Source organism: Streptomyces tremellae, assembly GCF_039540215.1.
In the GTDB taxonomy this organism is placed as follows: Bacteria; Actinomycetota; Actinomycetes; order Streptomycetales; family Streptomycetaceae; genus Streptomyces; species Streptomyces tremellae.
The window spans coordinates 1-25,769 of record NZ_BAABEP010000015.1 but is presented as its reverse complement, the minus strand read 5'-3'; the positions used below and the strand labels follow the sequence as shown (position 1 = coordinate 25,769).

General features: G+C 74.9%; 21 protein-coding genes and 1 tRNA gene. 14 read left to right on the top strand and 8 right to left on the bottom strand.

The window, feature by feature from the left end; genetic code table 11:
• Nucleotides 1–75: 75 nt before the first annotated feature.
• The 3 genes from ABEA77_RS13475 to ABEA77_RS13465 all read right to left on the bottom strand — a co-directional run bounded on the left by ABEA77_RS13475 (nt 76) and on the right by ABEA77_RS13465 (nt 2,612).
• Nucleotides 76–1,077, bottom strand: a complete 1,002-nt coding sequence (locus ABEA77_RS13475; protein WP_345645920.1) for an ADP-ribosylglycohydrolase family protein — start codon at nt 1,075–1,077, stop codon at nt 76–78.
• Nucleotides 1,074–1,793 (bottom strand): GntR family transcriptional regulator, encoded by a 720-nt coding sequence (locus ABEA77_RS13470; protein ID WP_345645917.1) that lies wholly within the window; start codon nt 1,791–1,793, stop codon nt 1,074–1,076. The genes ABEA77_RS13475 and ABEA77_RS13470 overlap by 4 nt, the downstream gene beginning before the upstream one ends.
• Before the next feature lie 105 nt (nt 1,794–1,898).
• A complete protein-coding gene (locus ABEA77_RS13465; RefSeq protein ID WP_345645914.1) occupies nt 1,899–2,612 on the bottom strand; it encodes a L,D-transpeptidase family protein in 714 nt (237 codons plus the stop codon).
• A 342-nt stretch (nt 2,613–2,954) separates the two neighbouring features.
• Between ABEA77_RS13465 and argH the strand changes: the two genes are divergently transcribed.
• Nucleotides 2,955–4,382 (top strand): argininosuccinate lyase, encoded by a 1,428-nt coding sequence (argH, locus tag ABEA77_RS13460; RefSeq protein ID WP_345645911.1) that lies wholly within the window; start codon nt 2,955–2,957, stop codon nt 4,380–4,382.
• 82 nt (nt 4,383–4,464) lie between these two features.
• Nucleotides 4,465–4,537: transfer RNA gene (locus ABEA77_RS13455), tRNA-Trp, on the top strand.
• Between the two features lie 109 nt (nt 4,538–4,646).
• Here the strand turns inward: ABEA77_RS13455 and ABEA77_RS13450 are convergent.
• Complete coding sequence (locus tag ABEA77_RS13450; protein ID WP_345645908.1) at nt 4,647–6,869, bottom strand: NADP-dependent isocitrate dehydrogenase; 2,223 nt, start codon at nt 6,867–6,869, stop codon at nt 4,647–4,649.
• Nucleotides 6,870–7,030: 161 nt separating this feature from the next.
• Here ABEA77_RS13450 and ABEA77_RS13445 point away from each other — a divergent pair, with 161 nt between their 5' ends.
• Both ABEA77_RS13445 and ABEA77_RS13440 read left to right on the top strand, forming a co-directional pair.
• Entirely contained in the window at nt 7,031–7,582 is a 552-nt protein-coding gene (locus ABEA77_RS13445; RefSeq protein WP_345645906.1) for a TetR/AcrR family transcriptional regulator, read from the top strand.
• Nucleotides 7,579–9,165, top strand: coding sequence for an MFS transporter (locus tag ABEA77_RS13440; RefSeq protein ID WP_345645903.1), 1,587 nt, complete (start codon nt 7,579–7,581; stop codon nt 9,163–9,165). Before ABEA77_RS13445 ends, ABEA77_RS13440 begins: the two co-directional genes overlap by 4 nt.
• A 31-nt stretch (nt 9,166–9,196) precedes the next feature.
• On the opposite strand, the gene ABEA77_RS13435 is transcribed toward ABEA77_RS13440, so the two are convergent.
• Entirely contained in the window at nt 9,197–9,928 is a 732-nt protein-coding gene (locus tag ABEA77_RS13435; RefSeq protein WP_345645900.1) for a lysophospholipid acyltransferase family protein, read from the bottom strand.
• Nucleotides 9,929–10,119: 191 nt separating this feature from the next.
• On the opposite strand from ABEA77_RS13435, the gene ABEA77_RS13430 reads away from it, so the two are divergent.
• Together ABEA77_RS13430 and ABEA77_RS13425 are read left to right on the top strand one after the other, a co-directional pair.
• Nucleotides 10,120–11,301 (top strand): glycerophosphodiester phosphodiesterase, encoded by a 1,182-nt coding sequence (locus tag ABEA77_RS13430; protein WP_345645898.1) that lies wholly within the window; start codon nt 10,120–10,122, stop codon nt 11,299–11,301.
• 216 nt (nt 11,302–11,517) lie between these two features.
• Nucleotides 11,518–12,015, top strand: a complete 498-nt coding sequence (locus tag ABEA77_RS13425) for a GNAT family N-acetyltransferase (protein WP_345645896.1) — start codon at nt 11,518–11,520, stop codon at nt 12,013–12,015.
• 119 nt (nt 12,016–12,134) lie between these two features.
• Here ABEA77_RS13425 and ABEA77_RS13420 read toward each other — a convergent pair whose 3' ends face one another.
• Both ABEA77_RS13420 and ABEA77_RS13415 read right to left on the bottom strand, forming a co-directional pair.
• Nucleotides 12,135–12,581: a hypothetical protein gene (locus ABEA77_RS13420; protein WP_345646128.1), complete on the bottom strand. Its 447-nt coding sequence runs from the start codon at nt 12,579–12,581 to the stop codon at nt 12,135–12,137.
• Nucleotides 12,582–12,683: 102 nt separating this feature from the next.
• Nucleotides 12,684–13,043, bottom strand: a complete 360-nt coding sequence (locus ABEA77_RS13415; RefSeq protein ID WP_345645895.1) for a hypothetical protein — start codon at nt 13,041–13,043, stop codon at nt 12,684–12,686.
• Between the two features lie 142 nt (nt 13,044–13,185).
• On the opposite strand from ABEA77_RS13415, the gene ABEA77_RS13410 reads away from it, so the two are divergent.
• From ABEA77_RS13410 to ABEA77_RS13390, 5 genes are all read left to right on the top strand, one after another.
• Nucleotides 13,186–13,824 (top strand): GNAT family N-acetyltransferase, encoded by a 639-nt coding sequence (locus ABEA77_RS13410; protein ID WP_345645893.1) that lies wholly within the window; start codon nt 13,186–13,188, stop codon nt 13,822–13,824.
• Nucleotides 13,825–14,134: 310 nt separating this feature from the next.
• The gene (gene cbiE / locus ABEA77_RS13405) at nt 14,135–15,370 is read left to right on the top strand and encodes a precorrin-6y C5,15-methyltransferase (decarboxylating) subunit CbiE (RefSeq protein ID WP_345645890.1); all 1,236 of its coding nucleotides are present in this window, start codon (nt 14,135–14,137) and stop codon (nt 15,368–15,370) included.
• Between the two features lie 370 nt (nt 15,371–15,740).
• Nucleotides 15,741–19,412: a nicotinate-nucleotide--dimethylbenzimidazole phosphoribosyltransferase gene (cobT, locus tag ABEA77_RS13400; protein ID WP_345645887.1), complete on the top strand. Its 3,672-nt coding sequence runs from the start codon at nt 15,741–15,743 to the stop codon at nt 19,410–19,412.
• A gap of 445 nt (nt 19,413–19,857) precedes the next feature.
• Nucleotides 19,858–21,150 (top strand): uroporphyrinogen-III C-methyltransferase, encoded by a 1,293-nt coding sequence (gene cobA / locus ABEA77_RS13395; RefSeq protein ID WP_345645884.1) that lies wholly within the window; start codon nt 19,858–19,860, stop codon nt 21,148–21,150.
• A 3-nt stretch (nt 21,151–21,153) separates the two neighbouring features.
• Nucleotides 21,154–21,966, top strand: a complete 813-nt coding sequence (locus ABEA77_RS13390; protein ID WP_345645881.1) for a TrmH family RNA methyltransferase — start codon at nt 21,154–21,156, stop codon at nt 21,964–21,966.
• Between the two features lie 195 nt (nt 21,967–22,161).
• Here ABEA77_RS13390 and ABEA77_RS13385 read toward each other — a convergent pair whose 3' ends face one another.
• Nucleotides 22,162–23,421 (bottom strand): serine/threonine-protein kinase, encoded by a 1,260-nt coding sequence (locus ABEA77_RS13385; protein WP_345646125.1) that lies wholly within the window; start codon nt 23,419–23,421, stop codon nt 22,162–22,164.
• Between the two features lie 540 nt (nt 23,422–23,961).
• Here ABEA77_RS13385 and ABEA77_RS13380 point away from each other — a divergent pair.
• The 3 genes from ABEA77_RS13380 to ABEA77_RS13370 all read left to right on the top strand — a co-directional run bounded on the left by ABEA77_RS13380 (nt 23,962) and on the right by ABEA77_RS13370 (nt 25,655).
• On the top strand, nt 23,962–24,165 hold the full coding sequence (locus tag ABEA77_RS13380) for a hypothetical protein (RefSeq protein ID WP_345645878.1): 204 nt from the start codon (nt 23,962–23,964) through the stop codon (nt 24,163–24,165).
• A gap of 207 nt (nt 24,166–24,372) precedes the next feature.
• Complete coding sequence (locus ABEA77_RS13375; protein ID WP_345645875.1) at nt 24,373–25,290, top strand: phosphotransferase; 918 nt, start codon at nt 24,373–24,375, stop codon at nt 25,288–25,290.
• Between the two features lie 80 nt (nt 25,291–25,370).
• The gene (locus tag ABEA77_RS13370; protein WP_345645873.1) at nt 25,371–25,655 is read left to right on the top strand and encodes a TFIIB-type zinc ribbon-containing protein; all 285 of its coding nucleotides are present in this window, start codon (nt 25,371–25,373) and stop codon (nt 25,653–25,655) included.
• The last annotated feature ends 114 nt before the right edge of the window (nt 25,656–25,769 follow it).

Sequence of the window (25,769 nt, the reverse complement as noted above, 5' to 3'; positions counted from 1 at the left end):
TGCCTCGTGCTCTCGGAGGGACTGGTTCCGCTCGCCGGGGGGTTCCGGCGGCGCGGCGGGACTGCGCGGACACGGTCAGCGCAGCGCGAGCAGACGCTCCGTGAGGGGCTCCAGCTCAAGGTCGTTGACGGCGCGGAGGGTGGCGACCGCGTCGGGCGGCAGGGCGCAGAGCCCGGCCACCGACCCGGCGACGGCGCCCGCGATCGCGCCGATGGTGTCGCTGTCGCCGCCGAGGTTGGCGGCGAGCAGCGCGCTCCGCCACGGGTCGCCCCCCGCGACGGACAGCACGGCGAACGCGGCGGGCACCGACTCCTGGCTCGCCACGCTCGTCCCGACGAGCGAGCAGACCAGGTCGAGCGCGTCCGCCTCCGGCAGGCCCGCGACAAGACCGGTCGCCCACTCGATCCTGGCCGCGATGTCCGCGCCCGCGATCCAGTGGCCGCGCTCCGCGCCGGCCGCGGCCGCCTCCACGGCGGCGGCCACCGCGTCCTCAAGCGTGCCACCGCCGACGCCGGTGCTGACGGCCGCGGCGACGGCGGCGGCCCCCGCGATGCCGATGCCCGTGTCGTGGGTCACCTGGCAGGACTCCACGACCCGGTCGAGGAACGCCGCCACCGGCCGCGCGGGAAAGGCGATGCCCACGGGCGTGACGCGCATCGCGGCGCCGTTGGTGGTGCCGTAGCGCCCCGCCTCCCGCGGCTCCACCCCCTTCGCCACCAGGTCGAGCGCCGCCTTGGTGGACGGTCCGAGCAGGTCGAGCGAGCCCTTGGCCCGCATCTCCTTCTCCCAGTCGAGCAGGGTCCGCGCGAGGCGCGTCGGGTCGATGTGCCCGCCGCCCTCCACGAGGAGCCTGCCGACGATGACGGCCTGGTCGGTGTCGTCGGTGACCGAGCCCGCGGGCATCCCCGCGCTGACCGGGTTGTCGGGCCCGGCGGGCGCGAAGCCGGTGAGGGTGCCGTACGCCCTGACCACGTCGCGGCGCGACATGAGCTGGGTGGGCATGCCGAGCGCGTCGCCGAGCGCGAGGCCGTAGTACGCGCCGAGGGCGCGGTCGAGTGTGGTGTGCGGGTGGGTCATGCGCGGTCTCCTCGCCCCGAGTGGACGTGCAGTTGGAACCTGGCGGGGTCGAGGAGGCTGGTCACCTGCTCGACGAGGGAGCCGTCGGCCGCCCGGTACACCTGGGCCAGGTGCAGGAAGGACTCGCCGGGGGAGCGGCGCAGCAGCTCCGCCTCGTCCGCGGTGAGGCCCCGCACCGACACCTGGCCGTCGCCGGACTCGGTGATCCGCCCCGCGGCGAGCAGCGTCTTGTTGAGCGACCCCTCGGTGAGCCCGCGCGCGGGAAGGCCGGCCAGCGGCCCCACGGCCGGCACGCGGCTGAGTTCGAGTGACACCCCGGCGCCGTCGCCCAGCCGCCTGACCCGGTCGAGCGCGACGAACGCGTCGGTCTCCGTGTCCAGCTCGGCCGCGAGCGCCGGGTCGCGCACCGTCTCGAACCGCAGCACCTCGATGGCCAGCTCGGTGGCCTGCCCGGCGAGGGCGCGGGTCCAGCCGAGCCGGTTGTCCAGCGGCGTACCGTCGAAGGTGACGAACGAGCCGATGCCGGGGTGTGTCGCGATCAGCCCCTCGTCGCCCAGCACCTGGAGCGCCTGCCGCAGGGTGGTGCGGCTGACCCCGAACCGCTGGGTGAGGGCGTGCTCGCCGGGCAGCCGCTCGCCGGTGCTGTGCACACCGGCCCTGATCTCGTCGGCGAGTACGCGGGCGATGCGATGGTGTTTGTGGACCTGTCCAGGCATGTCTAGAGAGTAGTGGACATGCCTGGACAGGTCCATAGTCTGCGGGGGCGTGCTTTCCTTGTCCGCCGGGTGGTGTGTTTCCCGGCGCCCCGGAGGGGACGCGGCTCAGTACGCCGTGACCGCCGTGGCCCCGCGCTCCGTGCCGATTGCGATGTGCGGCAGCCGCGACCGGTCGGCCCAGGAGAGGACCGCGGCCATCGCGTCCGCCGGGACCGAGACGCAGCCCGCCGTCGCGCCCTCCCCGTTGACGTGCAGGAAGATCCCGGCGCCCCGCCCGCGCACCGGGTGGTCGTAGTTGTAGGCGATCACCAGCGCGTGCGCGTACTGCTCCGCGTAGTCCGCCAGGTGCTCGGACTCGCTCGCCCGGCAGTCCGGCGGCAGCCCCTCGGTCCAGCGGTTGTACGCGTGCGACGCGTTGTCCTCGCACCACCAGGAGCGGTCGCTCGCGCGCCGGTAGGGATACGTCGTACCGCGCGGCGCCGCCGCGTTGCCGAAGGCGTACGGCAGGCCGTAGAGGCCCGTCGGCGTGGTGGAGGTGCCCTGCCTGCGCGTGGCGCCGTCCGTCAGGCCGTTCGCGCCGAACCGCGCGGGCGCGGAACCCGCCGCGACCCAGTGCCGCCCCCGCCGGTCCCACCAGGTGAGCCGGCCCGTCCTGGAGCCGAGCGCGGGCCCCGCCACGGTGATCAACTGGCTGCCGCCGCCGGTGTCCGCCATCCGCTCGGGCAGCGGCCCCGCGCCGCCGGGCGCGGCGGCCGCCGTGGTCGCGGCGACGGCGGTGAGGGTGAGGAGCGCGGAGACCGCCGCGCGGGCTCTCTTCATGTCTCGGAGCGTAGGAGCGGCGGGCGCCGCGGGCCGCCGGGCGGAGCCGTACGGGGGACCCTGCGCCCGCGCGCGGCCCCCGGCCCCGGGCTTTGACAAACCATGCGTCCCCTTGCATAGTTATACCCACCAGTGAATGCATCCAAGGAAGAGACCCGGAGACCGCCGCCGAGCGGGACCCGCGGGCGTGACAGCCTCGGGAAGACTCGACCTGGTACCGCCTCCCCGCTCCCTCGCAGGGCGGGGAGGCGGTCGCGGTCCTGAGCCCCGGCTCTCGGGCCTCGGCCCCGCACCATCCCCCGCACCCCCTCATGTCCAACCCCTCTCACCTCGGGAGCAGCAGTGAGCAGCAACAACGGTGACGTCCGGCTCTGGGGCGGCAGGTTCGCCGACGGGCCGGCCGACGCCCTGGCCAGGCTCTCCGCGTCCGTGCACTTCGACTGGCGCCTCGCCCCGTACGACATCGCCGGGTCGCGCGCCCACGCGCGCGTGCTGCACAAGGCGGGGCTGCTCACGGCCGACGAGCTGACCGAGATGCTCGCGGGCCTCGCCCAGCTGGAGGACGACGTCGTGGGCGGCTCGTTCACCGGCACCGTCGCCGACGAGGACGTGCACACCGCCCTGGAGCGCGGTCTGATCGAACGCCTCGGCCCCGACCTCGGCGGCAAGCTGCGCGCGGGCCGCTCCCGCAACGACCAGGTCGCCACCCTCTTCCGGATGTACCTGCGCGACCACGCGCGGACCATCGGCGCCCTGATCGCCGACCTCCAGGACGCGCTGGTGGGCCTCGCCGAGGCCAACTCGACCGTGGCCATGCCCGGTCGCACCCACCTCCAGCACGCCCAGCCCGTGCTGTTCGCCCACCATGTGCTCGCGCACGTCCAGGCCCTCTCGCGGGACGCGGAGCGGCTGCGCCAGTGGGACAAGCGCACGGCGGTCTCCCCGTACGGCTCCGGCGCGCTGGCCGGTTCGTCGCTCGGCCTCGACCCGGAGGCGGTCGCGGTCGACCTCGGCTTCGAGCGCGGCTCCGCCGGCAACTCCATCGACGGCACGGCGTCCCGCGACTTCGTCGCCGAGTTCGCCTTCATCACCGCGATGATCGGCCTGAACCTCTCCCGGATCGCGGAGGAGGTCATCATCTGGAACACGAAGGAGTTCTCCTTCGTGACGCTGGACGACGCCTACTCCACCGGCTCGTCGATCATGCCGCAGAAGAAGAACCCGGACATCGCCGAGCTGGCGCGGGGCAAGTCGGGCCGCCTCATCGGCAATCTGACCGGCCTGCTCGCCACGCTCAAGGCGCTGCCGCTCGCGTACAACCGCGACCTCCAGGAGGACAAGGAGCCGGTCTTCGACTCCTGCGACCAGCTGGAACTCCTGCTGCCCGCGTTCACCGGCATGATGGCCACCCTGAAGGTCAACAGGACGCGGATGGAGGAGCTGGCGCCCGCGGGCTTCTCGCTCGCCACGGACGTCGCGGAGTGGCTGGTCAAGCAGGGCGTGCCGTTCCGGGTCGCGCACGAGGTCGCGGGGGAGTGCGTCAAGGAGTGCGAGGCGCTCGGGATCGAGCTCGACGAGCTGACGGACGAGCAGTTCGCCAAGATCTCCCCGCACCTGACGCCCGACGTGCGCTCCGTGCTCAATGTGCAGGGCGCCCTCGCCTCCCGCAACGGGCGCGGCGGCACGGCACCTTCCGCGGTCCTGGCGCAGCTCTCCGAGCTCAAGGCCGACCTGGTGATCCAGCACGCGTGGGCCGCCGCGAAGAAGTGACCGCCATTCGGGGCAGTCGGGGCGACACACCGATAATCGGATGGCACCCCTGAGGCGGACCTGTCAGAGTCGGGGACGCCGAAGGGGTGTAGCTCAGAGGCCAGAGCAACGCTCTCCAAAAGCGTCGGTCGCAGGTTCGACTCCTGCCGCCCCTGCTGGAACGCGCAGAAGGCGCACGACCCGTGCCACACGGGCCGTGCGCCTTCTGCCGTGGAGAGCCGGCGGCCGGGGAGCGCGCCGCCCCCGGCCCGTCAGCGGGGGCCGTCAGCCCTTGAGCGCGTCCACCGCCTGGTTGAAGGTCTTCGACGGGCGCATCGCGGCCGTGGCCTTCGCCGGGTCAGGCTGGTAGTAGCCGCCCAGGTCGACCGGCGAGCCCTGCACGGCGATCAGCTCGTCGACGATGGTCCGCTCCTGCTCCGTCAGCGTCTTCGCCAGCGGTCCGAACGCCTCGGCGAGCTGCGCGTCCTCGGTCTGCTTCGCCAGCTCCTGCGCCCAGTACAGGGCGAGGTAGAAGTGGCTGCCGCGGTTGTCGATGCCGCCGACGCGGCGGCTCGGCGACTTGTCCTGGTCGAGGAAGGTGCCGGTGGCGCGGTCCAGGGTGTCCGCGAGGACCTTGGCGCGCGGGTTGCCCGCGGTGCCCGCGAGCTGCTCGAAGCTGACCGCGAGGGCCAGGAACTCGCCCAGGCTGTCCCAGCGGAGGTAGTTCTCCTTGACGAGCTGCTGGACGTGCTTGGGGGCGGAGCCGCCCGCGCCCGTCTCGAAGAGGCCGCCGCCGTTGATGAGCGGGACGACGGAGAGCATCTTGGCGCTCGTGCCGAGCTCCAGGATCGGGAACAGGTCCGTCAGGTAGTCGCGCAGCACGTTGCCGGTGACCGAGATGGTGTTCTCGCCGCGGCGGATGCGCTCCAGCGAGAAGCGGATCGCGTCGACCGGTGACTTGATCTCGACGGTCAGGCCCTCGGTGTCGTGCTCGGGCAGGTACTGCTCGACCTTGGCGATCAGGTTGCGGTCGTGGGCGCGGGTCTCGTCAAGCCAGAACACGGCCGGGTCGCCGGTGGCGCGGGCGCGGGTGACGGCCAGCTTGACCCAGTCGCGGATCGGCACGTCCTTGGTCTGGCACATGCGGAAGATGTCGCCGGCGCTGACGGCCTGTTCGAGGACCGCGGTGCCGGAGCCGTCGACCGCGCGCACCGTACCGGTGGTCGGGATCTCGAAGGTCTTGTCGTGGCTGCCGTACTCCTCGGCCGCCTGCGCCATCAGGCCGACGTTGGGCACGGAGCCCATGGTCGAGGGGTCGAAGGTGCCGTGGGCGCGGCAGTCCTCGATGGTGGCCTGGTAGATGCCCGCGTAGCTGCTGTCGGGGATGACCGCGAGGGTGTCGTGCTCCCCGCCGTCCTTGCCCCACATGTGGCCCGAGGTGCGGATCATCGCGGGCATGGAGGCGTCCACGATCACGTCGCTCGGCACGTGCAGGTTGGTGATGCCGCGGTCCGAGTCGACCATCGCGAGCTCAGGGCCCTCGGCCAGCTCGGCGTCGAAGGAGGCCTTGATCTCCGCGCCCTCGGGCAGGCCCTCGATGCCCTTGAGGATGCCGCCGAGGCCGTCGTTCGGGGTCAGGCCCGCCTTCGCGAGCACGTCGCCGTACGCGGCGAACGTCTTCGGGAAGAAGGCGCGCACGACATGGCCGAAGATGACCGGGTCGGAGACCTTCATCATCGTGGCCTTGAGGTGCACGGAGAACAGCACGCCCTGGCGCTTGGCCTCCGCGATCTGCTCGGTGAGGAACTCGCGCAGCGCGGCGACGCGCAGCACGGAGGCGTCCACGACCTCGTCCTTGAGGACCGGCACGGACTCGCGCAGCACCGTCGTGGTGCCGTCGTCGCCGACCAGCTCGATGCGCAGCGCGCCGTCCGCGGCGATGACCACGGACTTCTCGGTGGTCCTGAAGTCGTCGGCCGCCATGGTGGCGACATTGGTCTTCGAGTCGGGCGACCAGGCGCCCATGCGGTGCGGGTGGTTGCGCGCGTAGTTCTTCACGGACGCGGGGGCGCGGCGGTCGGAGTTGCCCTCGCGGAGCACCGGGTTGACGGCGCTGCCCTTGACCTTGTCGTAGCGGGCGCGGATGTCGCGCTCCTCGTCGGTCTTCGGGTCGTCCGGGTAGTCAGGCAGGTCGTAGCCCTTGTCCTTGAGCTCCGCGACGGCGGCCTTGAGCTGCGGGATCGATGCCGAGATGTTCGGCAGCTTGATGATGTTGGCGCTCGGGGTCCTGGCGAGGGCACCCAGCTCGGCGAGGGCGTCGCCGACGCGCTGCTCCTCCTTGAGACGCTCCGGGAACTGGGCGATGATCCGCCCGGCCAGCGAGATGTCCCGGCTCTCCACGGCGACGCCGGCCGTCGAGGCGTACGCCTCGACCACGGGCAGGAACGAATAGGTCGCCAGGGCCGGGGCCTCGTCGGTGTGCGTATAGATGATGGTCGAGTCAGTCACCGGTGCTCCGCTCCACGTTGCTCACGTCAGCAAGGACTTCTGCAATATTGCTCGACATCAAGATATCCCGTGGCCCGGTCCGGCAGGACACGGCCATGGGTCCCGCGTGACATCTCCCACGCGGTGAGACACCGCCGTCTCATCCGGGTTAGGGTCGTCTCATGGCTGTCGACCGGGACCACGTACTGCGCAGCGCCGCCGCCCTGCTGACGCGCCGCGCCACCGCCACCCTGGACGAGGTGGCGCGGGCCGCGGGCATCGGAAGAGCCACCCTGCACCGGCACTTCGCCGGGCGGGACGCGCTGGTGCGGGCGCTCGAATCCCTCGGCATCCAGGAGACCGAGGCCGCGCTCGACGCCGCCCGCCTCGACGACGGACCCGCGGAGGGCGCGCTGCGCCGCTTCGTCGCCGCGGTCGAGCCCGCCGCAGGCCTCCTCGCCTTCCTCATCACCGAGAACCAGCTGTTCGAGGGAGACGACGTGCACGAGGGGTGGAGCCGGATAGACGGCCGCATCTCGTCCCTGTTCCGCCGGGGCCAGGAGCGCGGCGAGTTCCGTATCGACCTGCCGCCCGCCTGGCTCACCGAGGCGCTGTACGGGCTGATCGGCGCCTGCGCCTGGTCCATCCAGGACGGCCGGGTGGCCGCCCGGGACTTCCCGTACATGACCTGCGAACTCCTCCTCGGAGGGGCACGAAGGGGCGTGCGGACATGACCCGCGGCACGACCGCTGCGGCGGCCCGCGGCGGCGCGGCCCGCTGGCTCGCCCTCGCCGTGCTGGTGCTCGCCGTGCTGCTGGTCGCCGTCGACGCGACCGTCCTCGGCCTCGCCACGCCCTTCCTCAGCGAGGACCTGCGCCCCAGTGGCACCCAGCTGCTGTGGATCGGCGACATCTACTCCTTCGTCATCGCCGGGCTGCTGGTCTCCATGGGCGGCCTCGGCGACCGCATCGGCCGCAAGCGGCTGCTGCTCGCAGGCTCGGTCGCCTTCGGCGGGATCTCGGTGCTCAACGCGTACGCGACGAGCCCGGAGATGATGATCGTCGCGCGCGCCCTGCTCGGTGTCGCGGGCGCCACCCTGATGCCCGCCACCCTCGCGCTGATCCGCAACATCTTCCACGATCCGCGCGAGCGCAGCCTCGCCGTCGGCATCTGGGGCGCCATGGCCTCGGCGGGCGCGGCCGTCGGGCCGATCGTCGGCGGCTTCCTGCTGGAGCACTTCTGGTGGGGCTCGGTCTTCCTGATCAACCTGCCGGTGATGGCGGTGCTCGTGCTCGTCGGCGCCCGGCTGCTGCCGGAGTCGCGCAACCCGCACCCGGGCCCCTGGGACCTGCCGAGCGTGCTGCTCTCGCTCGTCGGAATCGTCGGCGTCGTCTACGCGGTGAAGGAGGCCGCCGCCCACGGCGTGCGCTGGGACGCCGTGGCCGCCGGCGCCCTGGGCGCCGGCGCCCTCTTCTGGTTCGTACGGCGGCAGCTGACGCTGCCCGTGCCGCTGCTCGACATGCGGCTGTTCCAGCGCCGGGGGTTCCGCGGCGCCGTACTCGCCGACCTGCTGACCATCCTCGGACTCTCGGGCCTGGTCTTCTTCCTCTCGCAGTACCTGCAGCTCGTCCAGGGGCGCGACCCGCTGGAGGCAGGACTCGCCGAGATCCCCGCCGCGGTCGGCGCCGTCGCGGCCGGCCTGGTCGCGGGGCGCGCGGCCCGCCGCTTCTCGGTCCGCGCGATCGTCTCGGGCGGCCTCGCCGCGGTCGGCCTCGCGCTCGCCGCCGTCACCCTCTTCGGGGAGCACACCGGCTATCCGGCGCTCGGCGCGGTGCTGCTTGTCGTCGGCGTCGGCGCGGGCTTCAGCTTCACCGTCACCGCCGACGTGCTCCTCGGCAGCGTGCCCAAGGAGGAGGCGGGCGCCGCGTCCGCGGTCTCCGAGACCGCGTACGAACTCGGCGCGGCCCTCGGCATCGCCCTGCTGGGCAGCATCGTCACCGGCGTCTACCGGGGCTTCGCCACTCCGCCTGGCGTGCCCGCGGCGGCGGCCGCCGCAGCCCACGAGTCGCTGGGCGGCGCCGTCCAGGCGGCGCACGGCCTCGGCGGGCGCGGCGCGGCGCTGGTCGCCGCCGCGCAGGAGTCGTTCATGTCGGGCCTGCGGGTCGCGGCGGGCGCGGGCGCGCTGATCCTGCTGCTGACGGCCGCCGCCGCCTGGGTCCTGCTGCGCGGACAGCGCCTCGCCGAGGCGCCCCCGGAGGAGGAGTCGGACGATGCGGACGAGCGGCCCGCACACCTCGCGGGGGACAGGGCCGAGTGAGCGCGGGACGCACAGGTCAAGGGCCGTACGGCTACGCGGCCTTCGCCTTGGTCGCGTACATGTCCACGTACTCCTGGCCGCCGAGCCGCATGACCTCCGCCATCACGGAGTCCGTCACCGCGCGCAGCACATAGCGGTCGCGCTCCATCCCGTCGTACCGGGAGAACTCCATCGCCGGGCCGAAACGGACGGTCACCTTCCCGGCCCGCGGCAGCCCGCGCCCGTCGGGCTGGAGCTTGTCCGTGCCGATCATCGCGAACGGCACCACGGGGGCGCCCGTCATCAGCGTCAGCCGCGCGATGCCCGTACGGCCCCGGTACAGGCGGCCGTCGGGGGAGCGGGTGCCCTCCGGGTAGATCCCGAAGATCTTCCCCTCCTCCAGGATGCGGCTCCCCGTCATCAGCGCCGCCACCCCGCCGCGCCCGCCGTCCCGGTCCACCGGGATCATGCCGACTCCGGTGAAGAACCATGCCATCGCACGGCCCTTGATGCCCCGGCCCGTGACGTACTCGTCCTTGCCGATGAAGAAGACCTGCCGGTCGCAGACGAGCGGCAGGATCATCGAGTCGATGAAGGTCAGGTGGTTGCCGGCGAGGATCACCGGACCGGTGGCCGGGATGTGCTCCGCCCCCTCCACCCTCGTACGGAACGCGAGGCGCACCAGGGAGCCGAGCGTCGCCTTGAGGAACGCGAAACGGGACAACGGGTCCTCCGTGTCGTGGACTGGCATGGATGACGGCGAGGTCTGTGCAGGTGAGGACATTACTCGGGAGGCGTGTCGGAGCGCACGTCGGGAGGCGTACCCGGGTAGGGGTCCGGGGTGCGCCCCGCGCACAGCACCCCCACAGGAGGGGTGCGGTCCCCGCCATGTTCCGCCAACTGCCCCCGACCGCAGGGCTGTCCGGCCTACGCTCGGCCGTTCGCCGACGGGCCCCGCACCGCCGAAGGAGCGTCATGACGCAGGAGCACCAGCAGGAGCACGCCCCCACGGACGCCGCGCGTCCCGCGCGCAGGGCGGTACTGGGGACCGCGGCCCTCACCACGGCCGCGCTCGCCGACCCGGCCGCGGCCGCCGCGGCGCAGGCCGCCCCCCGGCCCGCACGCCGCGGCGGCGCGCTGCCCGTCCCCACCGTCGTCGGCCACCGGGGCACCGCCGGATACCGGCCTGAGCACACGCTCGCCTCCTACCGACTCGCCCTCGACATGGGCGCCGACATCGTCGAGCAGGACGTCGTGCCGACCAGGGACGGGCACCTCGTGTGCCGCCACGAGAACGACATCTCCGCCACCACCGACGTAGCGGACCACCCGGAGTTCGCGGCGCGCCGCACCACCAAGTCCGTCGACGGCAACGACATCACCGGCTGGTTCACCGAGGACTTCACGCTCGCGGAACTGAAGACGCTGCGCGCCAAGGAGCGCATCCCGGCCAACCGGCAGCACAACACGCTCTACGACGGCCACTTCGAGATCCCCACCTTCGAGGAGGTGCTGACCTGGGCCGACGAGCAGGGCCGGCGGCGCGGGCGGCCCGTCTGGCTCTACACCGAGACCAAGCACCCCACGTACTTCCGCGGCATCGGCCTGCCCCTGGAGGAGCGCCTCGCCGCGCTGCTGCGCCGCCACGGCAGGCACCGCGCCGACTCCCCGCTCTACCTCCAGTCCTTCGAGCCGACCAGCATGCGGCGCATGGCGAGGCTCGTCGGGACCCCGCGCGTGGTGCTGCTCGACGCGGCGGGCACCAGGCCCTGGGACCTGGAGACGGCGGGGGACCCGCGCGGTGTGGACGACCTCGTCAGGCCCGAGGGGCTGCGCTGGATCGCGTCGTTCGCCCGGGGCATCGGGCCGACGCTCGACCTGGTCATCCCGAAGGACGAGGCCGGCAGGCTGGGCGAGCCCACCACCCTGGTGCGGGACGCGCACGCGCGGGGCCTGATCCTGCACCCGTACACGATGCGCAACGAGAACACCTTCCTGCCCGCCGACTTCCGCCGCGGCACCGACCCGAACGCCTACGGCGACGCCTTCGGGGCGTTCCGCGCCTACTTCGAGACCGGCATCGACGGCGTCTTCACCGACCACGCGGACACGGCGCTGCTGGCCCGCGAGGAGTTCCTCGCCCGGCGCCGCCGCTGAGCGCGCCCCGGCGTGCCGGCGCGGGCCCGAACGGGTGGTCCCCGCCGGCCGGCGGGCGGGAGCGTTGGCTATGTCACAGCGCGGTTTGGTGACGTTGCGCGCCGGATGTCCCGGTTGTCGCCGTGGAATGCCCACGCCGGAGGTTGGGGCGCCTGGACTTGTGGGAAAGGAGCCGTAGACAATCGGCGCAACCAAGTGAGCGGGAGGCATGCACACATGGGCATGAGCGTGACCATCTCAGCGGCACGGGCGCAGGACGCGGAGAAGATCCTCAAACTCCAGTACCTGTGCTACCAGGGAGAGGCGGAGCTCCACGGCGACTACACCATCGAGCCGCTGACCCAGACCCTCGACGAGCTCAGGGCCGACCTGGAGGGCGGCCACTGCCTCGTCGCGCGGCTCGGCGACGAGGTCGTCGCCTCGGTCCGCGGCAGGATCGACGCGTCGGGCACCGCCACCATCGGCAAGCTCATGGTGCACCCGCGGATGCGGCGCCACGGCCTCGGCGGGCGACTGCTCGACGCCATCGAGACGCACTTCGCGCAGGACCCGGCGGCGCGCCGCTTCCAGCTCTCCGCGGGCGGCCGCAAGGACGGCGACACCCGCCTGTACCGCAGCCGCGGCTACGCCCCTGTCGTCTCGGGGGACACCAGGCTCGACCTGCTCACGCTGGAGAAGCCGGCCACGGCCGGCACGTTCGTGGCAAGCGCCTGACGAGGGCCCCTGGCGTCCCGGGCGCGGACGTCAGGGGCGAGCACCGACAGGGCAGCCCGCTTGGAAGCCCGCAGGCCCCAAGCAGCCCCTGAGGCCGGGAAGAAGACCGCAGGCCCGGCTCAGGACGCGGCCGGCGCCACCGCGCGCGACCTGCGCAGCCACAGGATGCCCGTGACCGGCAGCGCCACCGGGATCAGGATGTAGCCCGCCCCGTAGTACGACCAGACCGTCGCGTCCGGGAACGCCGACGAGTCGACCAGGGTCCACGTGCCGACGGTCAGCACACCGGCCAGTTCGAGCGCGCAGCACGCCAGCGCCACCTTGCGGGCCGTCTCCCCGCCGCGCACCAGGGTGTACGTGATGAAGACGTAGACGACCGCCGCGACCGCGGAGAGCGAGTACGCCAGCGGCGCCCGGTGGAACTCCGTGGCGATCTGGTACACCGACCGCGAGGCGGCACCGACCGTCATCACCCCGTACAGCCACACCAGCAGCACGCCGGGACCGGTCACCAGCTTGGTCCGCCTGCGCCCGCCGCCCGCGCCGACGGCACCGTCCGCGCCCACCGGGGCTTCGGCCGGGGCGCCGCCCGGACCCCCGGCGACCGGCTCCGCGGGGCCCGCCGTCTGTGCCGTCACGTTCGATCCGTCCCTTCCGTTCACCGTGCCTCACCCTCCCCAGATCGCGTGGAGCCGCACTTCGAGCACGGCGAGGACGATCCCGCCCGCCGCGACCACCACCGAACCCCACCGGCTGCGCTCCGTCAGTGACATGAACCCCGCCACCGGCACCGCGAGCACCGCGCCCGCCAGGTACGAGAAGAAGATCACCGACCCGTCGTGGGCCTGCCGGCCGCGCGCCACCTCCACGATCCCCACCACCAGCTGGACCAGCGCGAGCACCGACACCACGGCCATGCCGATGAAGTGCCAGTCCTTCGTGGGCTGGTCCCGGTAGGCGGCGAAACCGCACCAGGCGGCGAGCGCGAGCGCGGCCGCGGTGACCGCGATCGTCAGGGCGACAAGCATTGACCGAGGGTATTACGGGCCGGGCACCCGCCCGCGCCCGGCCCCGACCACCCCCTATGCGCGGGGGCCGCCGGATGCTGCATGCTGTGCCTTTACGGCGGACCGGACGCACCGCTCGACGGAACCAGGCATGGAGCTGCGGATGACTACCACCTTTCCGGATGTTTCCATCAGCACGGAGCGGCTCGTGCTGCGCCCGTTCGAGTCCGCGGACGTCCCCGCGTACACCGAGATGATGAACGACGAGATGGTCACCGCGTGGACGTCCGCCCCGCACCCCTTCACGACGGCCGACGCGGCCCGCTGGGTCGGCAGGGCCGCGCCCGCCGTCCGCAGGGAGGGCCGCGGCATCGTCTTCGCCGTCACCGAGTTCCTCACCCAGCGCCTCGTCGGCACCGTGCGGCTGCACGACACGGACTGGCGCATCCTCGCCGTGCGCGCCGAGTACGCCACCGCGCCCTGGGCCCGCGGCGAGGGCTACGCCACGGAGTCGATGCTCGCCGTCGCCCAGTGGCTGTTCCGCGACCAGAAGTTCGAACGGCTCGAACTGCGCACCGCCGCGGACAACACCGCCGCACAGCAGGTCGCCCAGAAGATGGGGTGCATCAGCGAGGGCGTCCTGCGCAACGCCTGGATAGCGCGCACCAGGACTGAGGACGGCGGCTGGACGGACATCCGCACCGACCTGATCGTGTGGAGCCTCCTGCCCGAGGACCTGGAAGGCGTGGGTGAGCAGCTCGCCGACGCGGGCGGCTACGCCACCTACACCGACTGGCGCTGAGCCCGGACGGGCCGTCCGGGGCCCGCAGGGGCGGTCGTCCGTCCGCTCGGCGCGGGAGCGTGGCCGCCCACCCGGTCCTGCCGGACGCACGGCACCGGTGCGCGCCCCGGCCAACCACTCGCGCGGCAGGGCGCGTCGGCGCCCCGGGCGCAGTCCGCGCCCGAACCCCCACCCGGCTGCCGCGCCGATCCGGGGCCCGGTACTCTCACCGTGCCCCGCGTCACGCCACAGGCGCCCCCGCACCCTCCATCTGCCCCTTCTCCAGCCCGCACCCCATCCCGCCCGCGACGACTCCGGGAGACGAACGACGATGGCCGACCGCGTCACGGTGATCGGCTGGGACGGCTCACCGCTGACCCCTGCGGCCCGATCCGCGCTCCTCGCCGCCACCCTGGTGGCCGGGGCCGCACACCACCTCGCGCTGCCCGAAGTGCCCGACGACGCCGAGCACATCCGCCTCGGCAGCATCGACCTCGCCGCCCGCCGCATCGCGGGCCACCGCGGCAGCGCCGTCGTCCTCGCCGACGGCGACCCCGGCTTCTTCGGCGTCGTACGCACCCTGCGGGCCCCCGAACACGGCCTGGAAGTCGAGGTCGTACCCGCCGTCTCGTCCGTCGCGGCGGCCTTCGCACGGGCCGGGATGGCCTGGGACGACGCCCAGGTCGTCGTGGCGCACCGCCGCACCCTGCGCCGCGCGGTGAACGTCTGCCGCGCCCACACCAAGGTCGCCGTCCTCACCTCGCCGGGCGCCGGCCCCGTCGAACTCGCCCTGCTCCTCGAAGGCGTCCACCGCACCTTCGTCATCTGCGAGGAACTCGGCACGGACCGCGAGCAGGTGAGCGTCCTCACCTCGGACAAGGTCGCCGACCACGTGTGGCGCGACCCGAACGTGGTGATCGTCATCGGCGGCGCCACGCCAGGCGCTGCGATATCCGCGTCCGCGCCCGCCGGCTGGCTGCTCGGCGGGCCCGCACGCCCCGCGGGTGCCACGGGCCGCGGCTGGGCACTGCCCACCGAGGAGTACGGCGTGGCTCTCGACGAGGGCGAGTCGACCTGGCTGCGCGCGGCCCAGCTCGCCCGCATCGGGCCCCGCACGGGCGACCTGATCTGGGACATCGGCTCAGGCAGCGGCGCCGTCGCCGCGGAGGCCGCGAGGTTCGGCGCCGCCGTCATCGCCGTGGACGAGGAGGAGGGGGCCTGCGCGGCCACCGCCGCGGCCGCCCGCCGCGCGGCCGTGCAGCTCCAGGTCGTGCAGGGCCGCGCGCCCCACGTACTCGAGAGCCTCCCGGAACCCGACGTCGTACGCATCGGCGGCGGCGGCCTCGACACCGTCACCGCGTGCGCCGACCGCAGGCCCGAACGGATCGTCACCCACGCGGCGACGCGGGACGAGGCGGAGGCCGTCTCCGCGGCGCTCGCCGCGGGCGGATACACCGTGGAGTGCACCCTGCTGCAGTCCGTCGAGATGGACACGGACGACTGGTCGGAGCGCGAGCGCGCGGTCGTCTTCCTGGTCGCGGGGCGGCGGCGGGAAAGCGCCCCCTGAACCCGCGGGGCGAGGGCGCGGGGTAGGCTGGCCGATCGTTGTACCGCAGTCGGCCACCCGTGTATCCGGTGGTCAATGTCCGGGGAAATCCGGGGAAATCCGGCACATTCTTTCGAGAACGAGGCCCTTTCCCGCCCCTCGGCGGTACGGCGCGACCGGGGGACGCGCAACGGCGCGCGGTCCGCGGCCGGTGGTCGGGGGGAGACGCTTCACGCGGCCCGCGGGACCGCGTGGGGACACGCCAGGACGGCGGTCCCTCGTGCCGCGCGGCGCCCCCGCTCGTTGTTATGGACGGGCGGCCGGGGCCAAGGGCCCCGCGTGACCCCGGCGAAGGGCTGTAAGGAGCAGAACCGATGGGCGAGGGGTACGCATGACGGACACCGGCGGGATCCCGGGCGAGGGGCGGCCGGGGAACGCGGGCATGGTGGAGCAGCAGGGCGGCCAGGCCGCCGGCGAGTACACCTACCTCGACCCCTCCGACGCCCCGCAGGACGACGACGACCTCCTCCTGATGCCGAGCGCGCAGGGCGCCTGGAGCGACCCGCAGCCCGTGCCGTCGCAGGAACACGCGTACCACGCGCCGCCGGTGGACCAGCAGCCGCACGGCGGCCACCAGGGCTCGGGGCAGTACGCGGTCCCCGCCGGGGCCCTCGACCCGCACGCGGCGCACACGCCGCCCATAGATCAGCCGGCACCGGTGACGGAGCCGGCGGCGCAGACCCCGGTGCACGCGGCCCCGCAGGCGCAGTACGCGCCACCGCAGCAGCACACCCCCGTGGACGGCGTGCCGTACGGCGCGGCGCAGGTCCCGCACCCGCAGGAGCCGACCCACAGCTCCGACGGCCGCGGCTTCGCCCTCGTGCCGGGCCAGGACCCGGCGGCGGCCCACGGGCAACTCGCGGGCGAGGCCTCGGCCCAGGGCGCCGACGGCACGCAGGCCGCGGCCCCCGGCCTCGGCGCCCCGGGGGCGGAAGACCACGCCCTGACCGGCCTGGCGGTTCCCGGCCCGCAGGCCGAAGGCCAGGGCCTCGACGGTCAGCAGGCCGCGGGCGGGACGTTCGAGGGGCAGGAACCCGACGGCCCGCAGGCTCCGAGCGGGCCGGTCGACGGCCGGGAAGCCGGCGGCCACGCGCCGGGCGGTCAGGAGATCCCGGGCCAGGGGGCTCCCGGCCAGGAGCCCGGTGGCCAGGCGGCCCAGGATCCGGGCGGTGACGTCGAGGGCACCGCGGCGCAGGAGGCCCCTGGGCAGCCCGGTGCGGACCCGCAGGCACCCGCCGAGCCCGAAGGCCCCGGCACGGGGCGTGTGCCCGTGCCCGCCGACGGCTCCCTCGGCGGGCAGGCCGCGGCCACCCCCGCGCAGGCGAGCCCGCGCAGACCGCTGCGCCTCGGCCCGCCCGTCTCCGACCCGCCGAGCGGTGTCGTGCGCTCGCTCGCCGATCGCGGGCCCGCCGCCCGCAAGGCACCTGTCTACCCGGTGCGTTCGCAGACGCCGGGGCCGCCCACCACGGGCCCCGAGTACTTCGACGTCGCCCACGACGCGCCCGCCGCGGAATCCGGGGCCGCCGCGCCCGGTGCGGCCGGGGCGCCGCAAGGCGGTGTCCCGTGGGTGCCCCAGCCGCCGCAGGCCCCGCAGCCGCAGGACACGGCCGCGGCGGAGAGCCGGGCCCCCGAGGTCCAGGCCCCCGCCGCGCAGCCGGTGCCGGAGCAGGAGACCGAGCCGCAGAGCCCGGCCCCCGAGGCACAGGACGAGGGCGGGCACCAGGAGGCGGTCCAGGTCGCCGAGGCCCAGGCCCCCCAGGACACACCCGCCGCACCCGCCGCACCCGCCCCGGAGACCGTCGACGCCACGGCGACCGGGACCGGGCCGCAGGCCGTCGACGTCGGGGCCGCCCCGGAGACCGTGGACGCTGCGGCGGCCGAGGACGAGCCGGAGACCGTCGACGCCACGGCGACCGAGGACACTCCGGAGCCACCCGCGGACGACATCCCCGAGGCGGCCGAGCAGGCCGCCCCCGACGAGACGCAGGAGCCCGCCGTCCCGCACAGCACACCGGACGCCGCGCCGCAGGACGCGGCGCCGCCCGCCCAGACGCCCGAGGCTCCGGTGGCCCCCGTGGCGGACGAGTCCGCCGCCTCCGACGTACCGCCCCCCATCCTCGTCACCGACGCCGTCGTCGGCGCGGAGAACCTCGCCGACGACGGTGCGGCGGCCCCGGCCCCACAGACGGCGCGGGACGAGGCAGCGGCGGCGCCCGCCGAAAACCCGGACGCCCCCGGCGCCCCTGCGGGGCCCGGCCCAGCCGACCCGGGCCCCGCCCCCTCGGGCTACGACGAGGCAGAACGGGACGCCGTGCTGCGGGTGATGCGCGAACGCCGCGACATCCGCAACGGCTTCCGCTCCGACCCCGTCCCCCAGGACGTGCTGCTGCGCGTCCTGGAGGCCGCGCACACCGCGCCGAGCGTCGGGCACTCGCAGCCCTGGGACTTCGTGGTCATCCGCTCAGAGGAGACCCGGCGCGCCATGCACGAACTGGCCCAGCGGCAGCGCGACGCGTACGCCAGGTCGCTGCCGAAGGGCCGCGCGAAGCAGTTCAAGGAACTGAAGATCGAGGCGATCCTCGACACCCCGGTGAACATCGTGGTGACCGCCGACCCCACCCGCGGCGGCCGGCACACGCTGGGGCGGCACACCCAGCCGCAGATGGCGCCCTACTCCTCGGCCCTCGCCGTGGAGAACCTCTGGCTCGCCGCGCGTGCCGAGGGCCTCGGCGTCGGCTGGGTCAGCTTCTTCGACGAGCGCGAGATGGTCCGCGCGCTCGGCCTGCCGGAGCACCTCGAAGTCGTGGCGTACCTCTGCGTCGGGTACGTCGACAGGTTCCCCGAGGACCCCGAGCTGATGCAGGCGGGCTGGTCCAGGCGGCGCCCGCTGGCCTGGGTCGTGCACGAGGAGACGTACGGCAGGCGCATCCTGCCGGGCGCGGACGCCCACGACCTGCTCCAGGAGACGGTCGCCGGCATCCGGCCGCTCGACGCGAAGGCGCTCGGCGAGGCGTGGGAGCGCCAGAAGCGCATGACCAAGCCGGCCGGCGCGCTCGGCGTGCTGGAGATCATCTCGGCGCAGCTCAGCGGGTTGTCCCGGATGAGCCCGCCGCCGATCCCCGAGCCCGCGGCTCTCGCGGTCTTCGCGGGGGACCACGGGGTGCACGCGCAGGGCGTCACACCGTGGCCGCAGGAGGTCACCGGCCAGATGGTGGCGAACTTCCTCGGCGGCGGCGCGGTGTGCAACGCGTTCGCCGGACAGGTGGGCGCGGAGATCTGCGTCGTGGACGTCGGTGTCGCCTCCGAACTGCCCGCCACCCCCGGCCTGTTGCCGCGCAAGGTACGGGCCGGCACCGCGGACTTCACCACCGGGCCCGCGATGACCCGCGAGGAGGCCGTCGCGGCCGTCGAGGCCGGCATCGAGACCGCGCGCGACCTGGTCACGGCGGGCAACAAGGCCCTCCTGACGGGTGAGATGGGGATCGCCAACACGACGGTCTCCGCCGCCCTGATCTCGGTGTTCACCGGTATGGACCCGGCCGAGGTCACCGGCCGCGGCACCGGTATCAACGACGAGACGCACACCCGCAAGGTCGACGTGGTCCGCCGTGCGCTCGACCTGCACAGGCCCGACCCGGCCGACCCGATCGGCGTCCTCGCCGCGGTCGGCGGCCTCGAACACGCCGCCCTCGTCGGCTTCCTGCTCGGCGGCGCCTCACTGCGCACACCGGTGATCCTCGACGGCGTGAGCGCGGGTGCGGCCGCCCTGGTGGCCCGCGCGATCGCCCCCGAGTCGCTGGCCGCCTGCATCGCAGGCCACCGCAGCGCCGAGCCCGGCCATGTCGCGGCCCTCACCAAGCTCGGCCTGCGCCCGCTGGTCGACCTCGACCTGCGCCTCGGCGAGGGCACGGGCGCCCTGCTCGCCCTGCCCCTGGTGCAGAGCGCGGCCCGCGCGATGCACGAGGTGGCGACGTTCGACTCGGCGGGCGTCACCGAGAAGTAGCAGCCGGACCGGGGGAGCGGCCGCCGCGCGCGGCCCGGCACACCCGCCGGGCCGCCCGGCGGGCGGAGCCCAGGGCGCGGCGGGCCGCCCGGCGAAGGGCGCCGCGAAGCCCGGTGGGATCGTCCCGGCCCGCGCCGGGGGACCGCTCCACCGCTCCCGGCCCGGACCCGGGGGCCTTACCCCGGCGCGGCGGGCCGGCGCCGCCCCGCGCCTCCTCCACGTACAGAACCGGCAGCCGCCCGCACCCCGATGCGCCCGGCGCCCCGGGCCCCGCGCACCCCGTGCGTCCACCCCGCACACGGCACGCACCCCTGCGGGCCCCGGGCGTCCGCGCCGGGCGACCCCCGCCCGAACGCCACGTAAAGTGGTCGCACCATCCGTCCCACCAGCCGCTCCACCGGCGCAGCGGCCGCCAGACGAACCCGCCCGAGGAGCTGCACGCACGATGGCCGAGCCCGACGACGCCCCCCGAACGCCGCCGACAGGGCCGGCCGGCCCGCGCGACGGCCGGCACCCCGCCTACCCGGTGGGGCTGCGGCTCTCCGGCCGCAGGGTGGTCGTGCTCGGTGGCGGTCAGGTCGCCCAGCGCAGGCTGCCCGCGCTGATCGCGGCGGGCGCCGACATCGTGCTGGTCTCGCCGTCCGCGACGCCCTCGGTCGAGGCGATGGCGGCGGCGGGCGAACTGCGCTGGGAGCGCCGCCGGTACGCCGAGGGCGACCTCGCGGACGCCTGGTATGCGCTGGTCGCCACCAGCGACCCGGCCGCCAACGCAGCCGCGTCCGAGGAGGCGGAGCGCGCCCGCGTCTGGTGCGTGCGCAGCGACGACGCCCAGGAGGCCACCGCCTGGACGCCCGCCACCGGCCAGGAGGACGGCATCACCGTGGCCGTGCTCGCCGGCCACGACGCGGGCCACCGCGACCCGCGCCGCTCGGCCGCCGTACGGGACGCCGTCGTCGAGGGGCTCAGGGAGGGCACCCTCGCCCCGGCCCGCGCGCGGACCCCCGGCACGGGGCCCGCCCCTGTCGCCCTCGTCGGCGGCGGCCCCGGCGACCCCGACCTCATCACGGTCCGCGGCCGCCGGCTGCTCGCCGCCGCGGACGTCGTCGTCGCCGACCGGCTCGGCCCGCGCGACCTGCTCGCCGAACTCCCGCCGCACGTCGAGGTCATCGACGCGGCGAAGATCCCCTACGGCCGGGCCATGGCGCAGGAGGCCATCAACGCGGCGCTCGTCGAGCACGCCAAGGCCGGCAGGAACGTCGTACGCCTCAAGGGCGGCGACCCGTTCGTCTTCGGCCGCGGCATGGAGGAGGTGCACGCGCTCGCCGAGGCGGGCATCCCCTGCACGGTCGTGCCCGGCATCTCCTCCACGATCAGTGTGCCGGGCGCCGCCGGCATCCCCGTCACCCACCGGGGCGTGGCCCACGAGTTCACCGTGGTCAGCGGCCACGTCGCCCCCGAGGACCCGCGCTCCCTGGTGGACTGGGCGGCGCTCGCCCGGCTCACCGGCACGCTCGTCGTGCTGATGGGCGTCGAGAAGATCGAGGCGATCGCCGCCGCCCTGGTCGCCCACGGCAAGGACCCGGCGACACCGGTCGCGCTGGTCCAGGAGGGCACCACCGCCGCGCAGCGCCGCGTGGACGCCACCCTCGCGACCGTGGGGGAGCGGGCCAGGGCGGAGGCCGTACGGCCGCCCGCGGTGATCGTGATCGGCGACGTCGTCGTCCTCGGGAACGGCTGAGACATGGCGCGTCCCCTTCCCGTCGACGACCCCGCCGACCCGCGCCTGCGCGACTACACCGACCTCACCGACGTCGAACTGCGCCGCCGCCGCGAACCCGCGGAAGGCCTCTTCATCGCCGAGGGCGAGAAGGTCATCCGCCGTGCCGTACGGGCCGGTTACGCCATGCGCTCGATGCTGCTCTCGCCCAAGTGGCTCGGGCCGCTCGCGGATGTCGTCGAAGAGGCCACCGCGCCCGTCTACCTGGTGGACCCCGCGGTCGCCGAGCGCGTCACCGGCTACCACGTGCACCGCGGGGCCTTGGCCGCCATGGCCCGCAGGCCGCTGCCCGCGGCCGACGAACTCCTCGCCGGGGCACGGCGCGTGGCGGTCTTCGAGGACATCGTGGACCACGCCAACATCGGTGCAGCCTTCCGTAACGCGGCGGCCCTCGGCATCGATGCGGTGCTGCTCACGCCCCGCTGCGCCGACCCGTTCTACCGCAGGTCGGTAAAGGTATCGATGGGCGCCGTCCTCCAGGTGCCGTGGACCAGGGCGGCCCACTGGCCCGGCGACGTGGCGGAGGTGCGCGCCGCCGGCTTCACCGTGGCCGCGCTGTGCCTGAGCGACCGGGCCATCGCCCTCGACGTGCTCGCCGCGCGCGGCGACGAGAAGCTCGCGCTGGTCTTCGGCACGGAGGGCACGGGCCTCGCACCCGCCACCCTCGCCGCGGCCGACGTGCACGTGCGCATCCCGATGGACGCGGGCGTCGACTCCCTCAACGTGGCCGCCGCCTCCGCGGTCGCCTTCTACGCCACCAGGCCCCGCACGCCCTGACCCGCCCCGGCTCCCTACGCCTTGGTCCACCCGGCCCAGCACGACGCCTTGGTCCGCCCGGCCCAGCACGACGCCTTGGTCCGCCCGGCCCAGCACCCCCTGAACCGCCCGGCACCGTACGTCCTGACCCGCCTGGCCACGCCGCCGGGCCCCCGGGTGGCGGGCCCCGTGGCGGGGTGCCCGCGGGCACCGGGCTCAGAACTGCTGCGCCAGCCAGATCCCCAGCGCCACCAGCAGCGTCACGATGACGAAGACGATGAGCCGCTGCCGCAGCAGCCGCGGGTTCGCGGGCCTGCGCGGCGGGGTGCCGCCCCGGGTACCGGACCGGCTCCCTGTCCCGCTCCGCGGCCCCGGCGGCCGGGTCCCGCCCGTGCGGGCGCCGGCGGCCGGGCGCTTCTGCGCGGTGCGCCCCGCCCCCGTCGTACGCGAAGGACCCCGCCCGGAGTGGTCCGTGTGGTCGGCGTGGTCGGTGTGGTCCGCGGCGGCCGCCGCCCGCCACATCGAACGCTCCGTGTAGTGCTCGGTCGCCCGCTCACCGGCCCGGCGCTCGCGCTCCGGCATCCGGCCCGTCGGCACGTCCTGCGGCGCCCGGTCCCGCTGGGCCGGCGGCCGCGCGTCCGCCAGGCCCTGCGCCTCGCGGGCGGCGATCTCCTTGAGCCGCATCGACAGCTGCAGCGTGCTCGGCCGGTCGCCAGGGTCCTTCGCCAGGCAGGCCCGCAGCAGCGGCGCCAACGTGTCGGGCACCCCGCGCAGCTGCGGCTGCTCGTGCACCACCCGGTAGAGCATGACCTCGGAACTGCCGTGCCCGAACGGGGAGTCGGCCGTCGCCGCGTACGCCAGCGTGGCGCCGAGCGCGAACACGTCCGTGGCGGGCGTGACGGCGGCGCCGCGCACCTGCTCGGGCGCGAGGAAGCCGGGGGAGCCCACGGCCGTGCCGACATGGGTCAGCGTGCTCGCGCCGGTCGCCCAGGCGATCCCGAAGTCGATGATGCGGGGGCCCTTGGGCGAGAGCAGGATGTTCGACGGCTTGAGGTCCCGGTGCACGACCCCCGCCTCGTGCACGGCCACCAGGCCCTCCGAGAGCGCGGCGCCGACCGCCGCCACGTCCGACGCGGCCAGCGGGCCCTCCTCGGCGACCTTGTCGTGCAGCGAGGGGCCCGGCACGTACTGCGTGGCGAACCAGGGCCGCTCCGCCTCCAGGTCGGCGGCGACCAGGCGGGCCGTGCAGCCGCCGCGGATGCGCCGCGCCGCGGACACCTCGCGCGCGAAGCGGGATCTGAACTCCTGGTCCTCCGCCAGGTCAGGTCTGATCACCTTCAGCGCGACGCGCTGCCCCCGCCGGTCGGACCCCAGGTAGACGACGCCCATGCCGCCCGCGCCCAGCCGCCGGTGGAGCCGGAAGGAGCCGACGACTCGCGGGTCCTCGCGCCGGAGCCGCATCATCGCCATGTCCATCCCCGCTGCCCGGTCGTCCGTCTGACGTGGCACAGCTTACGTATCCGCGCCCCCGCGCGCTCACAGGCCGCGCCCTGGCGTCCGGATCGAGCGTCAGTGCGGCAGCCGGCAGGTGAGCCGATGTCACCAGGTACGCCGCACCGGGCGCCTTGGGCCGGCCTCCGCCCCAAGATCCTTCCCCGCCAGGGGGATTGGGCGGCACGCCGGGTGCCCGGCGCGGACCGCGCCGCCCACCGCGCCGGGGCGGGCCCGCCCGCCGTCGCGGAGCCGGTGAGCGCCCGCTCCCCGTGGGGCGCGGGGTGAGCGAAGTCACGCGTGACGCGCGCCCCGCAGAAGGACCCCGAGACCCCCGCCCCGTGAGTCCACCCAGGGGAGTACGTCCCCGCACGGCGGGTCATCCCCTGGGAGGCCGCGCAAGCGGTACGCGGGCATGACGACCCGGCGCCGCAACTTCCCTAGTGTGAGGGGCAAGCGGTGGGTACAGCACTCGTCCCCCGAGGCCAGGTGCCCGCCGCTGCGACGTTCGACGGGAGAGGGACGATGGCGGACACGGCGGCACGGAGCACGCTCAGCGCGCAGCGCAAGGCGTTCGCGGCGCTGGGCGTGCGGCCGTCGGGCACCCGCCACCCCCTGGTGGCGGCGGCCATCGTGCTCCCCCTCGCGGCCCTGCTCGTGGTCGCCTTCGGCGGCTGGAGCGCAGTGGTCGAACAGGCGTCGTCCGTGGGCGTGATGCTGGGGCGCTGACCGCGCCCCAGGCCCGGGAGAGCGGTCCGGGCCGGGGACATCCGGCCAACAGCCCCGTGGGGACGGGGGTGCGGCGGACGGCAGCGTACGGCCGGTCAGCTGGGGAGCTGACCGGCCGGCGCGTTTCTGCGGGCAGGCACCGCGTACGCTCACCGCACACCGGCGCCGCAGCCGGGTCCGCACGCCGCCAAGGGGAAGGACCGGCCCATGACGCGCGAGGGGCTTCTGCCCGCGCTCCACCGCGTGGCACGCGACGCCGCGCACCGCGGGGGCACCTGCCGTGCCTGTGGCCGAGGCAGCGTGCTCGCCGACCGCCCCGACGCCGCCGTCGTGCGCCACGGCGCGGCCGTCGTGAAGGCGCATGCCGAGGGCACCGACCCGGCCGCCCACCGCGCCAGGCTCGCACTCGCCGCCCATCCGCTCCTCGCCGGCATCCTCCTCCCGCCGCTCGACCCCCCGGCCGAGGTGCGCGGCCGCCTCGTCACGGCCTGGCCCTACGGCGTCCCCGTCGACCCCGCAGAGCCGGACGCCGCCCCCTGGGAGGAGGCGGCACGGCTGCTCGCCCGGCTGCACTCCGTACCCCTCGAAGCGCTCCCCGGGCCGCTGCCGCCGGTGCGCGCGCCCCTCAAGGTGGCCGCCGCCGTGGCGCGGATGCGCGCCGCGGCCCCCGCACACCCGGCGGCCCGCGCCGTGCAGCGCGCCCACACCGCCCCGGTGCCGGACGCGGCGGGCGCTCCCGTCGCGCTCTGCCACGGCGACCTGCACCTCGGCCAGCTCGTCCGCGGTCCCGAGGACGGCAGGTGGCTGCTGATCGACATCGACGACGCGGGCCTGGGCGACCCCGCCTGGGACCTCGCGCGGCCCGCCGCCTGGTACGCGGCGGGCCTGCTGCCGCCCGAGGTGTGGGCCCGCTTCCTCGGCGCCTACCGGGCGGCCGGCGGCCCCGCGCTTCCCGCGGCAGGCGACCCCTGGCCCCGCCTGGAAGGGCCGGCCCGCGCGCTCACCGTGCAGACCGCCGCCCTCGCCCTGGCGAAGGCGGCCGAGCAGGGGCGCCCCATCGACGAGGTGGAGCAGCTCGTGGTCGCGGCCTGCGAGCGGATCGCCGCCCTTCCGCAGGCCAACTGAGCCCGCACGCAACCGTGTCGGCCGCTCCCGCGTCGTCACAGGGGCAACGGACCGTACACCCCGTCGAGGAGCTGACCTGGATGAAGTGCCCCAAGTGCCACGCGGAGATGCACACGTACAACCGCAACGGCGTCCAGATCGAGCAGTGCAGTGGCTGCCGGGGGATCTTCCTCGACTTCGGTGAGCTGGAGGCCCTGGCCCGCATCGAGTCCCAGTGGGCCCAGCCCGCGCCGCCCGCCGCGCCGTACCCGCAGGCGCCGGGCCCCGCCTGGGGAGCCCCGTACGGGGGCCACGGCGGCGGCCACTACGGGGGCCACGGCCACCACTCTCACCGCAGCTTCGCGCACATGCTGTTCTCGACCTGACCGGCCCCGGCACGGAGGAAGCCCCGGCGGACGAATCCGCCGGGGCTTCCCGCTGTGCGCGATACTGGGATTGAACCAGTGACCTCTTCCGTGTCAGGGAAGCGCTCTCCCGCT

Bases quoted from the DNA above. Each gene is read 5' to 3' on its own strand.
- ABEA77_RS13440 (WP_345645903.1), top strand. From the start codon at position 7,579: ATGACCCGCGGCACGACCGCTGCGGCGGCCCGCGGCGGCGCGGCCCGC.
- ABEA77_RS13445 (WP_345645906.1), top strand. From the start codon at position 7,031: ATGGCTGTCGACCGGGACCACGTACTGCGCAGCGCCGCCGCCCTGCTG.
- ABEA77_RS13375 (WP_345645875.1), top strand. From the start codon at position 24,373: ATGACGCGCGAGGGGCTTCTGCCCGCGCTCCACCGCGTGGCACGCGAC.
- cobA (WP_345645884.1), top strand. From the start codon at position 19,858: ATGGCCGAGCCCGACGACGCCCCCCGAACGCCGCCGACAGGGCCGGCC.
- ABEA77_RS13425 (WP_345645896.1), top strand. From the start codon at position 11,518: ATGGGCATGAGCGTGACCATCTCAGCGGCACGGGCGCAGGACGCGGAG.
- cobT (WP_345645887.1), top strand. From the start codon at position 15,741: ATGACGGACACCGGCGGGATCCCGGGCGAGGGGCGGCCGGGGAACGCG.
- ABEA77_RS13465 (WP_345645914.1), bottom strand. From the start codon at position 2,612: ATGAAGAGAGCCCGCGCGGCGGTCTCCGCGCTCCTCACCCTCACCGCC.
- ABEA77_RS13415 (WP_345645895.1), bottom strand. From the start codon at position 13,043: ATGCTTGTCGCCCTGACGATCGCGGTCACCGCGGCCGCGCTCGCGCTC.
- ABEA77_RS13435 (WP_345645900.1), bottom strand. From the start codon at position 9,928: ATGTCCTCACCTGCACAGACCTCGCCGTCATCCATGCCAGTCCACGAC.
- cbiE (WP_345645890.1), top strand. From the start codon at position 14,135: ATGGCCGACCGCGTCACGGTGATCGGCTGGGACGGCTCACCGCTGACC.
- ABEA77_RS13385 (WP_345646125.1), bottom strand. From the start codon at position 23,421: ATGGACATGGCGATGATGCGGCTCCGGCGCGAGGACCCGCGAGTCGTC.
- ABEA77_RS13370 (WP_345645873.1), top strand. From the start codon at position 25,371: ATGAAGTGCCCCAAGTGCCACGCGGAGATGCACACGTACAACCGCAAC.
- ABEA77_RS13390 (WP_345645881.1), top strand. From the start codon at position 21,154: ATGGCGCGTCCCCTTCCCGTCGACGACCCCGCCGACCCGCGCCTGCGC.
- ABEA77_RS13380 (WP_345645878.1), top strand. From the start codon at position 23,962: ATGGCGGACACGGCGGCACGGAGCACGCTCAGCGCGCAGCGCAAGGCG.
- ABEA77_RS13410 (WP_345645893.1), top strand. From the start codon at position 13,186: ATGACTACCACCTTTCCGGATGTTTCCATCAGCACGGAGCGGCTCGTG.
- ABEA77_RS13475 (WP_345645920.1), bottom strand. From the start codon at position 1,077: ATGACCCACCCGCACACCACACTCGACCGCGCCCTCGGCGCGTACTAC.
- ABEA77_RS13470 (WP_345645917.1), bottom strand. From the start codon at position 1,793: ATGCCTGGACAGGTCCACAAACACCATCGCATCGCCCGCGTACTCGCC.
- ABEA77_RS13430 (WP_345645898.1), top strand. From the start codon at position 10,120: ATGACGCAGGAGCACCAGCAGGAGCACGCCCCCACGGACGCCGCGCGT.